Below are 11,801 nucleotides of genomic sequence, written 5' to 3' on the forward strand. Positions count from 1 at the left end.
TGCCGGTCAGCGCTCCAGAACCTGTTTCACATCGACCAGATTGGAACGAACACGCAGGATGTAGAAGCCCATCGTCGTCAGATGCGATGGCGTGAACCAGGCGTCGGGGCTGCCGTTGGAAACGATGAAGGGCTGCATGTCGAGCGCGGCGCGCATCTGCTTTTCCATTTCGTCCCATACACCGTCGAGGTGCTTTTCGGCCAGAACGCCCCTGAAATCCGAGTGTGCCGCACGCAACAGGCCGTAATAGGCATAGAGCTGGCCATAGGCGAACCAGAAACGGTCATCCGCACGCGTGTCGAACCAGCCCGCGTGATAATTCTCCGCACGATCCTTGAGAATGGCCGAGGTGGAACCGAGATCGCTCGCGATACGGTCCACGAACTGGATCAGATTGTCGGCGCGGGCATCGAACGTTGCCTGACAGTTTTCAAGCCGTCCGTTGAAGGCGCGCAGGTCCTTGATCGCAGAACGGTAATAGCTCGGCGTCGGCGTCTTCGGACCGAACGGGCTCAGGCCAAAATACCAGGAATCCTCGGCAAATTGCAGATTTCCACGCGCCTTCTGCAAATCCGCATCGATCTGCGACGTGCCGCGCAAGCGCCCGATATTATCCACGAGTTCAATCGCGGTACGGCGCACGGCTGCATTGATGCCGCGCTGGAACGAAGCCTTGTTGTCGAGGAAAGGCGTGCGATCCCAGTCCAGACCGAAAAGGCCAATCTTGTAAAGCAGCATGGAGGAAATCCACGCATTCTGATTGACGTTGAAGTCGGTAAGATCGGCAGCGACTTCGGCTATGGCCGAGCGCGAGCATTTGCGCGCGGAAGACGGCACCTGCACTGCCTGAACCGGCTGATTCGCAGGTGCGGCATCACCTGTCTGGCTGGTTTCAGGCGCAGCCTGCGTCGTCACCTCTTCCCCGGGCGTGGCCGCATTCTGATAGACATACTTGGCCGGATAATCCGGGTCGAAATTCGTCCAGGCCTGAGTCTGCCAGATGAAATAGAGGTAAAGCCCGCCAAGTCCGATTACGACGACCGCAACGGCAACTTTCCACAAAATTCCAAGCCGCAGGAAAAGCCGCCACAATGCGCCCAAAGGGACGGCAATCAGACGGGCGAGCGCCGCGATGAAACGGCCCAGGAAGGAAAAAACGCCCTTTACTGCATTCCACACTGTAATAAATCCTTCCTTGCCCCGAAATTCCGGGCTTCTCACCGATTTGCGCCGCCAACGGACCTATGTATCCCAAGTCCCGTTCGCAAGCCGCCCGGCCTGAAAAAGCTTCACGTCCACAAATAGAGTGTGCCGATCTTTTCGGCAATCTAGTGCATTTGGAGCCAAAGTGGAAACCGGTTTTGCGTGTGGAAATGCGTAAAAACAAATAGATAGAACGGTCATCCGACTGATTTTATCCGTCATTTTCCGCTGACAGGGTTGAATCCCGGGGACCGATCCGTAACATGGCGCCGACCCGCTTCGGCCGGACATGCGGCAATCCTGCCCGCTTCCCCTCGGCCGACGGTTCCGGAAATTGATGAGCGACAGCAGTTTCAAGTCAGGTGCGAAACGGTTTTCCGCCGGAAACTGCGGCAACGTCGCAATCAAGAACATTTTCGCCGCTGTGGTACTTGAATGGCGAAATCTTTGGTGTTTGCTAAAGTCGGAACCGGAAAAACAAATCAATCCGTCAAAACGGCCCGGTAAATGGAGAGAACAATGAAGTCCGTATCGACCTTTATGCTGACGCTTGCCTTGGGCGGGCTTGCCACGGGCACGGCAATGCTGGGCGCACCAGCAACCGGTTTCGCCGCCGAACCCGAAAGCTGCTCGACCATCCGCTTTTCGGATGTCGGCTGGACCGACATCACCTCCACGACGGCGGTGGCAACGGAAATTCTCAAAGGTCTCGGCTACAAGACCGACATCAAGGTTCTCTCCGTGCCGGTAACCTATGCGTCGCTCAGCAAGAAGGACATCGACGTTTTCCTCGGCTACTGGAACCCGTCCATGACCGCCGACCTCCAGCCCTATCTGGACAACAAGACGGTGGAGACGCTGCGCACCAACCTGACCGGCGCCAAATATACCCTCGCCGTGCCGAAATACGCCTATGATGAAGGCCTCAAGGACTTCAAGGATATCTCAAAGTTCAAGGACAAGCTTGGCGGCAAGATCTATGGCATCGAGCCGGGCAATGACGGCAACCGCCTGATCCTCGACATGATCAGCAAGGACGCCTTCGGCCTCAAGTCGTTCGAACTGGCGGAATCCTCCGAGCAGGGAATGCTGGCGCAGGTCGCCCGCAGCATCAAGAGCAAGGACCCCGTCGTGTTCCTGGCATGGGAGCCGCATCCCATGAACAAGCGCTTTGAAATCGCCTACCTCACTGGCGGCGACGACTTCTTCGGCCCCAATCTCGGCGGCGCCAAGGTCGAAACCAATGTCCGCACCGGCTACACGCAGGAATGCCCGAATGTCGGCAAGTTCCTCACCAATCTGGAATTCAAGCTCGATATCGAAAACGAGATCATGGGCAAGATTCTCGACGATGGCCAGGAACCGTCTAAAGCCGCAAACGACTGGCTCAAGGCCAATCCCGGCGTTCTCGACCAGTGGCTTGCCGGTGTGACGACCGTTGACGGCAAGGAAGGCCTGCCGGCCGTCAAGGCGGCGCTCGGCCTTTGATTTTCTACGCTGCCGGGCTGCAATAGACGCGGCCCGGCTCATTCCAGCACCATCATCCCAAGCACGCAGCAGGAGACTTGATCGTTGAACTGGCTGACGGACTACAAGATTCCTGTCGGACCAACCGCCAAATCTGTGGTGGACTGGCTGACGACCCATCTGGGGCTCTTCTTCGACACTTTGGCGGCGATCATGCAGGGCCTGATTGACGGCCTGTTGTATCTTTTGCAACTGCCCCATCCACTGCTTCTGATCGCCATCTTCGCAATCATTGCATGGCTGATCCAGCGTCGCATCTCCGTCGTCCTGCTCACTGTTCTGGGTTTCCTTTTCATCATCAATCAGGGCTATTGGGAACCGACTCTGAAGACACTGACACTCGTTCTGTCATCGTGTTTTGTCTGCATGGCTATCGGCGTGCCGCTTGGCATTGCGGCGGCCCATCGCCCTGCCCTATATGCCGCGATGCGTCCGGTTCTCGACCTGATGCAGACCTTGCCGACATTCGTCTACCTGATCCCGGCGATCGTTTTCTTCGGCATCGGCATGGTACCGGGCTTGCTTGCCACCGTCATCTTCGTAATCCCCGCCCCCGTCCGCCTGACCCAGCTCGGCATTTCCTCCACACCATCCTCTCTCATCGAAGCCGGCGAGGCTTTCGGTGCGTCGCGCTCGCAACTTCTCTGGAAGGTCGAGCTACCCTATGCGATGCCGCAAATCCTCGCGGGCCTGACCCAGACGATCATGCTTTCGCTGTCGATGGTGGTTATCGCCGCGCTTGTTGGCGCTGACGGGCTTGGCGTACCGGTGGTTCGCGGGCTGAACTCCGTCAACATTTCGCTCGGCTTCGAAGCAGGCTTCATCATCGTCGTGGTCGCCATCGTGCTCGACCGCATCTTCCGCGCCGGCAGGGAAAAATAGCATGATCCGAAAAGTGGAAACCGGTTTTCGGATAAGAACATGCTCAAACAGAGACCAGGAGGAAGCGGGATGACCATCATCGCACTCGAAGACGTCTGCATCATTTTCGGCAGCAATGTCGATGGGGCGCTTGCGCTTGCAGATCGCGGCGCAACCCGCTCGCAGATTCAGGCGGAAACCAATCTCGTGCTGGGTGTGCATAATTGCACGCTCAATATCGAGGAAGGCGAAATCCTCGTTCTCATGGGCCTGTCCGGCTCCGGAAAATCCACCCTTCTTCGCGCGATCAACCGGCTCAATCCGATTTCGCGGGGCCGCGTTCTCGTGCGTGAAGGCAGCCGGGCCATCGATGTTGGCAAGGCGGACCGGGGAACGCTCCGCCATCTGCGCACCGAACTCGTTTCCATGGTGTTCCAGCAGTTCGGCCTGCTGCCATGGCGCACGGTCGAGGAAAACGTCGCCTTCGGGCTGGAAATTTCCGGCATGGGCAAGGAAGAACGCCTCGCCAAGGCCCGCGGCCAGCTTGAACTCGTCGGCTTGCAGGACTGGGCCAAGCGCAAGGTCGGCGAACTCTCCGGCGGCATGCAGCAGCGCGTCGGGCTTGCCCGCGCCTTTGCAACCGGCGCGCCGATCCTGTTGATGGACGAGCCGTTCTCGGCCCTCGATCCGCTGATCCGCACCCGCTTGCAGGACGAATTGCTGGCTTTCCAGTCACGCCTGAAAAAGACCATCGTCTTCGTCAGCCACGATCTCGATGAAGCCATGAAAATCGGCAATCGCATCGCCATCATGGAAGGCGGACGTATCGTTCAGTGCGGCACGCCGCAGGAAATTCTCCTGCAGCCCGCCGATGCATATGTCGCCGACTTCGTTGCGCATATGAACCCGCTCGGCGTTCTCCGGGCGGGCGACATCATGGTGCCTTTCGACCGCAATGCAGCGCCACGCCCCTTTGCGGCCACCGCACGACGCGAAACGCTGGTGCGCGACTTGATGAATGCAGTGGCGGACAGCAGCGGCGATGTCGGCATCGTCGAGAACGGCGCCGTAGTCGGCAAGATCGCAGCAGACGACATTGTGCGTGCGCTGGCCTGGCATCAGCAGCGCGGAACCTCTTCCTAGAGCATTTCCAGCAAAAGTGTGAAACGGTTTTGCGTTGGAAAATGCGACACGCTTCAAACAAAAAAGCCGCACATTCTCATGTGCGGCTTTCCGAATTTCAGGCTGCCCAAGATGCGTGTCAGCTATGTGCCGCCTGTCTGGCAGCAGCGCGCGCTTCCACGCGTGCCTTGATGGCATCCACATCTGCGCGCGGCGTGGCAGCAAAGAGCTTCTTCGTATAATCGTGCTGCGGATTGTTGAACACGTCGTCGCGCGAACCGTATTCCACCACCTCACCGAAATACATCACCATCACCTCGTCGGCGATATAGCGCACGACCGAAAGATCATGGCTGATGAAGACATAGGTGAGGCCGAACTCTTCCTGCAAGTCGGCCAGCAGGTTCAGAACCTGTGCCTGCACCGACAGGTCGAGTGCCGAAACCGGCTCGTCCAGAATGAGCAGTTTCGGGTTGAGCATCAACGCACGCGCAATGGCGATACGCTGGCGCTGGCCGCCGGAAAACATGTGCGGATAGCGGTTGAAGTGCTCGCGGCCAAGGCCGACCTTCAACAGCATCTGCATCGCCTTGGCGCGCCGTTCTTCCGCCGTCATGTCGGTGTTCAGCAGCAAAGGCTCCGCCAGCACGTCGCCGATCTTCTGGCGCGGATTGAGCGAACCATACGGGTTCTGGAACACGATCTGCACCTTCTGGCGCATTTCGGCCGTCAGGCCATCGCGAGCGATGTCCACATCCTTGCCACCGATCTTCAGCTCGCCGGAAGTCTGTGGATCGATCATGGTGAGAATGCGGGCCAGCGTGGACTTGCCACAACCCGATTCACCGACAATCGCCAGCGTCTTGCCCTTTTCCACCTTGAAGCTCACGCCCTTGACGGCATGAACCACCTTTGCCTTGCCGAACAGACCACCGCCGACATGATAATCGCGCTTGATATCACGCGCCTCGAGAACGATCTCGCTCATCACGCTTCTCCCGCACCATTATTTTCAAAGACGAAATCGGATACCGTCGGAAGACGGTCGCCGGTCGCATTCTCCGGCAGGGCCGACAGCAGCGCACGGGTGTAAGGATGCTTGGGCGCGGAGAACAGCGACAGCACGTCGGCATCCTCCATCTTGTGGCCCTTGTACTGCACGATCACGCGGTCCGCCGTTTCGGCAACCACACCCATGTCATGGGTAATCATGATCAGACCCATGCCATGCTCCACCTGAAGCCGCATCAGCAGATCGAGAATCTGCTTCTGGATCGTCACGTCGAGAGCCGTCGTCGGTTCGTCGGCGATAAGGAGCTTGGGATTGCACGCAATCGCAATCGCGATCATGACGCGCTGGCACTGGCCGCCCGACATCTGGTGCGGGAAGCTTTTCAGGCGTTCCGCCGCATCGCGAATGCCGACCAGTTCCAGAAGCTCGATGGCGCGCGCACGGCTCGCCGAGCCGTTCATGCCCATGTGCTGCTTCAGAACTTCCTCAAGCTGATACCCGACCGTGAAGCAGGGATTGAGGCTAGCGACAGGTTCCTGGAAAATCATCGAAATATCACGTCCGATGATCTTCCGGCGCTCCTTGTCGGACATGGTCCGCAAGTCCTGGCCATCAAAGGTCATGGCATCTGCGGTAACGGTTGCGGTCTTGGGGAGAAGCCCCATGACGGCGAGCATCCCCACTGACTTGCCCGAACCGGATTCGCCGACAATCGCCAGCACTTCACCCTTGTCGACCTTGATATCGATCCCGTCGACCGCTTTGAAGGGGCCGGTCGAGGTGTCGAACGAAACCGTAAGATTCTTGATTTCTAACAGCGCCATCGATCAGCTCCTTTTGAGCTTCGGGTCAAGCGCATCGCGCAGACCGTCGCCGATCAGATTGATGGCGAGAACAGTAATCAGGATCGCAAGGCCGGGGAACGTCACGATCCACCAGGCGCTGAGGATGAACTCACGCGCTTCTGCAAGCATCGTGCCCCATTCCGGCGTTGGCGGCTGTGCGCCCATGCCAAGGAAGCCCAGAGCTGCCACGTCGAGGATCGCATTGGAGAACGACATCGTTGCCTGCACCACGAGCGGAGCAAGGCAATTCGGCAGAATGGTCTTGAACATCAGGCGCAACTTGCTTGCACCGGCAAGCTTGGCTGCGGTCACATATTCGCGTTCCTTTTCCGCCATGACGGCAGCGCGGGTCAGACGCGAAAAATGCGGCAGCAGAACCAGTGTGATCGCCAGAACCGCATTGATCAGGCCCGGTCCCAGAATGGCCACCAGAACCAGTGCCAGCAGCAGCGACGGGAATGCCAGGATAACGTCCATGATGCGCATGAACACCGTATCGACACCGCCACCAAAATAGCCGGTAATAAGACCGATCGTGATGCCAAGGCACATCGAAATGATGACAATGACGAAGCCCACGAGCAGCGAATATTGCGAGCCGTAGATCAGGCGGGACAGGATATCACGTCCGACCGCATCCGTTCCCAGAAGGAACTGCGTCGAGCCGCCGTTTTCCCAGAATGGCGGGACCTTCACGAATTCACGGAACTGTTCCGTGGGATCATGCGGCGCAATAAGCGGAGCAAAGATTGCGATCAGAATGATCGCGACAAATACGAAAAGACCGATCACAGCGCCGCGATTGACGCTGAAATAGAACCAGAAGTCCTTCAGCGCACGCATCTTGCCAATGTCGTTCGCGGCTTCCGGCTGAATAGCTGAGTGTGTCATGATACCCTCACTTGTGCCGGATACGCGGATTGATGAGACCGTACAGCAGATCGACGACCAGATTCACCAGCATGATGATGAATGCGATCAGCAGCAATCCGCTTTGCACGACCGGATAATCGCGACGGAAAATGGAATCGAGCATCCATTTGCCGATACCGGGCCATGAGAAGATCGTTTCGGTCAGGATCGCACCAGCCATCAGAACGCCGACCTGAAGCCCGATCGTCGTGATGACGGGGATCATCGCATTGCGCAGTGCATGCAGGCCGACAACGCGACGAACCGGCAAGCCCTTGGCGCGCGCGGTGCGTACATAGTCTTCACCCAGGACTTCCAGCATCGCAGAGCGCGTCTGGCGGGCGATAACGGCCAGCGGAATGGTCGCCAGAACGATGGTCGGCAGGATGAGATGCGAGGCTGCGGATACGAAAGCCCCCTTTTGGTCCGACATCAGGCTGTCGATCAGCATGAAACCAGTGACGGGCGGGAAGAAATAGAGCAGCGAGATGCGGCCGGAGACCGGCGTCCACTGCAGCACGCCAGAGAACAAGATGATGAGCAGGAGCGCCCACCAGAAGATCGGCATCGAATATCCGACCAGCGACACGCCCATCAGCCCCTGATCAAACCACGAGCCGCGCTTGACGGCGGCGATGACGCCAGCCGGAATGCCGAGGAGAATAGCCACTATAATCGCGCAGATGGACAACTCTACCGTTGCGGGAAACAGCGCGAAAAACTCGACGAGAACAGGCTTTTTGGTCACCAGAGACTGACCGAAATCGCCGTGCAGCAAGTTCCAGACATAGTCGAGATATTGCTGCCAGATCGGGCGATCAAACCCAAGCTGTGCCATAAGTTCGGCATGGCGCTCAGGGCTTACGCCGCGTTCGCCGGCCATCAGCAGCACAGGGTCGCCGGGAAGAACCCGGACGAAGGCAAATGCCACGATTGTAATGCCTATGAAGGTCGGAACCAGATAGACGAGTTTGTTGAATATGAAACGGAACATACAAAAACTCCGACCGGGTGCAGGGGATCACCCTACACCCGGCCGCTTGTGTTGTCAGATTTTACTCGGAAATATCAACTTCTTCGAAGCGATAGTCACCAAGCGGGCTCTGCTTGAAGCCGGTAACCTTGGCCGACATCGGCACGAAGACCGTCGAGTGAGCGAGGGTGTTCCACGGAGCCTGGTCCTTGAAGATCACCTGCGCTTCTTCGTAAAGCTTGGTACGCTCTTCCTGGCTGGTCGTGACCTTGGCCTTCTGGATCAAGTCTTCAAACGGCTTGTAGCACCACTGGGCGCGGTTGTTAGAACCGACGCCAGCGCAGCCGAGAAGCGTGCCCATGAAGTTGTCCGGATCGCCGTTGTCACCGGTCCAGCCGAGGATCACGGCACCGTCACGGTCCTTGTCGCCCGACTTCTTGAGGTATTCGCCCCATTCCATCGAAACGATCTCTGCACTGACACCAACCTTGGCCAGATCGGACTGCATGAGTTCAGCCGTGCGGCGGCCATTCGGCATATAAGGACGGCTGACAGGCATAGCCCACAGCTTCATCTTCAGATCCTTAACGCCAGCGGCTTCGAGAGCCTTCTTGGCAGCTTCCGGATCGTACTTGTCGTCCTCGATCTTGTCGTTGTAGCCCCACATCGTCGGCGGGATCGGGTTCTTGGCCACCTGGCCCTGGCCCTGATACACGGCATCGACAATCGCCTGCTTGTTGATTGCCTGGTTCAGCGCCTTGCGGACTTCCGGCTTGTCATAAGGCGCCTTCAGCGTGTTGTACGCGAAGTAAGCCACGTTGAGGCCTGCCTGCTCATCAACCTTGAGGTTGGAATCGGCCTGAAGGCCCTTGATGTCAGCCGGTGCCGGATAGGACATCAGGTGGCACTCGCCAGCCTTGAGCTTCTGCGCGCGAACAGCAGGATCGGTCGTGATCGCGAAGACGAGATCGTCGATCTTCGGCTTGCCACCCCAATAGTTTTCGTTGGCCTTGAAGCGAACGACGGCGTCCTTCTGATAGGCGACGAACTGGAACGGGCCGGTGCCGACCGGAATCTGGTTCAGATCGTCCTTCTTGCCATCGGCGGCAAGCTTGTCCGTGTATTCCTTCGAGATGATCGAAGCGAAAGGCATCGAGATATTGGCGAGGAACGGCGCTTCCGGCCGGTTCAGCACAAACTTGACCGTGTAATCGTCAACCTTGACGATATCCTTGATCAGAGCGCCCATCTCCATGCTGTCGAAATATTCATAGGTGATGCCAGCGGTGTACTGGTGCCAAGGATTGTCCTTGTTGCGCATGCGGTCATACGAGAAGATCACGTCGTCAGCGTTGAAATCGCGGGTCGGCGTGAAATAGTCGTTCGAATGGAACTTGACGCCCTTGCGCAGATGGAAGGTGTATTCCAGACCGTCTTCGGTAACATCCCAGCTTTCTGCCAGACCCGGCACAACTTTCGTCGTCCCGTTTTCGAATTCGGCAAGACGGTTATAGACCGGATGAGCCGAGGCATCGAACGTATCGCCGCCGGTATAGGCGGCCGGGTCGAAGCCTTCAGGCGAAGCCGGCGAGCAATACACAAAGGTCTTCGCCGATGCAGCACCGCTCATCAGAGCCACCAGCGCGGTTGCTGCCAGAAGTTTTTGGTAGAATTTCATTATTGTCCGCCTCCACGGAAAAATATGCCGCGCGCACCCCATTGCCCGCAGCTTGCGCTTATCGAAACGTGTGGATCGCCACTTTGCAAGCGCAATTTTTAGAACCAGTTCATATTCTCAACCGATTATGGCCCGGATCATTAGATTTTTATTCTATGGAGTGGCCATTATTCGGAAAATTGCGCTAAAGCACAACGAATTATAATATTATTCGCACGCGTTTTGCATGGAATAATGCAACTTACGCATCACTGACTCGGGCGCAACGCGGAGACAACCACCAGGAAATGCTCGCAATTTCGCGCCGATCACACTCGCAGTCGAATTGACTGGCGCTTTGGGCAAAGACGAATTAATAAGTGGATAATATGAGTCATATTTGAGTCTCACCGATAATGCCCGAAACCAATCCAATTCGCCCGACCACGCCCGAAGCCATTCAGCTTGCCAAGACCCTGCTGCGGACGTCTCGCTATGGTGCCGTCGCTGTTTTTGATCCGGCCACCGGCAGACCGCTGGCGAGCCGTGTTGCCGTTGCGACGGACATGGATGGCACACCGCTGATCCTGGTCTCCGGACTGGCGGCCCACACGCCGGGGCTGTTGGCCAACCCGTCCTGCTCGCTTCTGCTTGGCGAAGTCGGCAAGGGAGACCCCCTCGCCCATGCGCGCGTCACGCTGCACTGTCAGGCGCGAAAAGTTGAGAGGTCTGCTGCTGATTATCCGCGCATTCGCCGGCGCTATCTCAACCATAATCCGAAAGGTTCGCTCTATGTGGATCTTGGAGATTTCGCGTTTTTCAGGCTCGAGCTGGAAAGCGCCAGCCTGAACGGCGGCTTTGGCAAGGCGTTCAATCTGACGCGGGACGATATGCTGTGCGCGGCTTCCACCAGCGCGGAGTTTGCCGAAGGCGAGCAAAGCGCGCTGGATGAACTAAACGAAAACCATGGGCCGGAAATTGCGTATATAGCTCAAAAGATTCTTAAAGCAGGCTCTAATAAGGGCCCATTCAAAGTGACAGGGCTGGACCCGGACGGCGCCGATATTTCCAGCGGTGATATCGTCCTGCGTCACGCATTTTCACGGAGTGTTGATTCCCTAAGGGAAGCCGTTGCAGCCTTGGCCAAACGGTAAAATAAAGCCCGCTGAAACAAAAGCGCATTTTTTTTGGGACGAAATTGCAGGTCTTTATACTGGATTGAATATAAGCAAGGGCTTTTCAAAAGCGGCATCTAGCATTATTTTCAATATGCATGCTTATGAAAGTTTGCATGTATATTTTTAACTCTGTCCAGTCTTACGGGGGTATGACGGCAAATGAGTAGACAAGATACTTTTTTTGATTTGATTGAGAATGTAGATCAGGCTGCCGATTTCCTTTCGGCACTTGCCAACAATAAGCGATTACTAATTCTGTGTAAGTTGCTCCATAATGAAATGTCCGTAGGCGCACTTGCCAAGGCGATTGATCTTAGCCAATCCGCTTTGTCTCAGCACCTGGCAAAACTACGAGCTCTCGACCTCGTTTCAACCCGTCGCGACGCGCAGACCATCTACTACATGGTTTCGTCGCCGCATATCGAGTTGATGTTGTCGACACTCTCGAGTCTGTATATGAGTCCAACACCGCGCAGACACAATCTGGCGGCAGTCGCTCACGCATAAAATC

General features: G+C 57.0%; 11 protein-coding genes. 5 read left to right on the forward strand and 6 right to left on the reverse strand.

Translation table 11 applies throughout. The features are described 5' to 3' along the window. Positions 1-6: 6 nt before the first annotated feature. Entirely contained in the window at positions 7-1,179 is a 1,173-nt protein-coding gene (locus AC0TOF_RS21165) for a DUF2333 family protein (RefSeq protein WP_473769695.1), read from the reverse strand. A 543-nt stretch (positions 1,180-1,722) separates the two neighbouring features. Here AC0TOF_RS21165 and AC0TOF_RS21170 point away from each other — a divergent pair. The 3 genes from AC0TOF_RS21170 (at position 1,723) to choV (ending at position 4,734) form a co-directional block, all read left to right on the forward strand. Next, positions 1,723-2,691, forward strand: a complete 969-nt coding sequence (locus AC0TOF_RS21170) for a choline ABC transporter substrate-binding protein (RefSeq protein WP_473769696.1) — start codon at positions 1,723-1,725, stop codon at positions 2,689-2,691. An 84-nt stretch (positions 2,692-2,775) separates the two neighbouring features. Continuing rightward, on the forward strand, positions 2,776-3,612 hold the full coding sequence (choW, locus tag AC0TOF_RS21175; protein WP_122001318.1) for a choline ABC transporter permease subunit: 837 nt from the start codon (positions 2,776-2,778) through the stop codon (positions 3,610-3,612). 69 nt (positions 3,613-3,681) lie between these two features. Continuing rightward, entirely contained in the window at positions 3,682-4,734 is a 1,053-nt protein-coding gene (gene choV, locus AC0TOF_RS21180) for a choline ABC transporter ATP-binding protein (RefSeq protein WP_473769697.1), read from the forward strand. A 118-nt stretch (positions 4,735-4,852) separates the two neighbouring features. On the opposite strand, the gene AC0TOF_RS21185 is transcribed toward choV, so the two are convergent. The 5 genes from AC0TOF_RS21185 to AC0TOF_RS21205 all read right to left on the reverse strand — a co-directional run bounded on the left by AC0TOF_RS21185 (position 4,853) and on the right by AC0TOF_RS21205 (position 10,133). After that, positions 4,853-5,701, reverse strand: a complete 849-nt coding sequence (locus AC0TOF_RS21185) for a dipeptide ABC transporter ATP-binding protein (protein WP_473769698.1) — start codon at positions 5,699-5,701, stop codon at positions 4,853-4,855. After that, the gene (locus AC0TOF_RS21190; RefSeq protein ID WP_122001321.1) at positions 5,701-6,549 is read right to left on the reverse strand and encodes an ABC transporter ATP-binding protein; all 849 of its coding nucleotides are present in this window, start codon (positions 6,547-6,549) and stop codon (positions 5,701-5,703) included. The genes AC0TOF_RS21185 and AC0TOF_RS21190 overlap by 1 nt, the downstream gene beginning before the upstream one ends. Positions 6,550-6,552: 3 nt before the next feature. After that, entirely contained in the window at positions 6,553-7,461 is a 909-nt protein-coding gene (locus AC0TOF_RS21195; protein WP_122001322.1) for an ABC transporter permease subunit, read from the reverse strand. A 7-nt stretch (positions 7,462-7,468) separates the two neighbouring features. Then, positions 7,469-8,476: an ABC transporter permease subunit gene (locus tag AC0TOF_RS21200; protein WP_122001323.1), complete on the reverse strand. Its 1,008-nt coding sequence runs from the start codon at positions 8,474-8,476 to the stop codon at positions 7,469-7,471. A gap of 61 nt (positions 8,477-8,537) precedes the next feature. Next, entirely contained in the window at positions 8,538-10,133 is a 1,596-nt protein-coding gene (locus AC0TOF_RS21205; protein WP_473769699.1) for an ABC transporter substrate-binding protein, read from the reverse strand. A 395-nt stretch (positions 10,134-10,528) separates the two neighbouring features. Here AC0TOF_RS21205 and AC0TOF_RS21210 point away from each other — a divergent pair, with 395 nt between their 5' ends. Further along, positions 10,529-11,266 (forward strand): HugZ family pyridoxamine 5'-phosphate oxidase, encoded by a 738-nt coding sequence (locus AC0TOF_RS21210; RefSeq protein WP_473769700.1) that lies wholly within the window; start codon positions 10,529-10,531, stop codon positions 11,264-11,266. Positions 11,267-11,449: 183 nt separating this feature from the next. Then, positions 11,450-11,797 (forward strand): metalloregulator ArsR/SmtB family transcription factor, encoded by a 348-nt coding sequence (locus AC0TOF_RS21215; RefSeq protein WP_122001326.1) that lies wholly within the window; start codon positions 11,450-11,452, stop codon positions 11,795-11,797. Positions 11,798-11,801 lie beyond the last annotated feature (4 nt).

The sequence above is a fragment of the Ochrobactrum sp. PL_is501 genome, assembly GCF_055816895.1.

Excerpts from the sequence above, each read along its gene's own strand:
- AC0TOF_RS21170 (WP_473769696.1), top strand. The coding sequence starts at position 1,723 with ATGAAGTCCGTATCGACCTTTATGCTGACGCTTGCCTTGGGCGGGCTT.
- choV (WP_473769697.1), top strand. The coding sequence starts at position 3,682 with ATGACCATCATCGCACTCGAAGACGTCTGCATCATTTTCGGCAGCAAT.
- AC0TOF_RS21185 (WP_473769698.1), bottom strand. The coding sequence starts at position 5,701 with ATGAGCGAGATCGTTCTCGAGGCGCGTGATATCAAGCGCGATTATCAT.
- AC0TOF_RS21190 (WP_122001321.1), bottom strand. The coding sequence starts at position 6,549 with ATGGCGCTGTTAGAAATCAAGAATCTTACGGTTTCGTTCGACACCTCG.
- AC0TOF_RS21195 (WP_122001322.1), bottom strand. The coding sequence starts at position 7,461 with ATGACACACTCAGCTATTCAGCCGGAAGCCGCGAACGACATTGGCAAG.
- AC0TOF_RS21200 (WP_122001323.1), bottom strand. The coding sequence starts at position 8,476 with ATGTTCCGTTTCATATTCAACAAACTCGTCTATCTGGTTCCGACCTTC.
- AC0TOF_RS21205 (WP_473769699.1), bottom strand. The coding sequence starts at position 10,133 with ATGAAATTCTACCAAAAACTTCTGGCAGCAACCGCGCTGGTGGCTCTG.
- AC0TOF_RS21210 (WP_473769700.1), top strand. The coding sequence starts at position 10,529 with ATGCCCGAAACCAATCCAATTCGCCCGACCACGCCCGAAGCCATTCAG.
- AC0TOF_RS21215 (WP_122001326.1), top strand. The coding sequence starts at position 11,450 with ATGAGTAGACAAGATACTTTTTTTGATTTGATTGAGAATGTAGATCAG.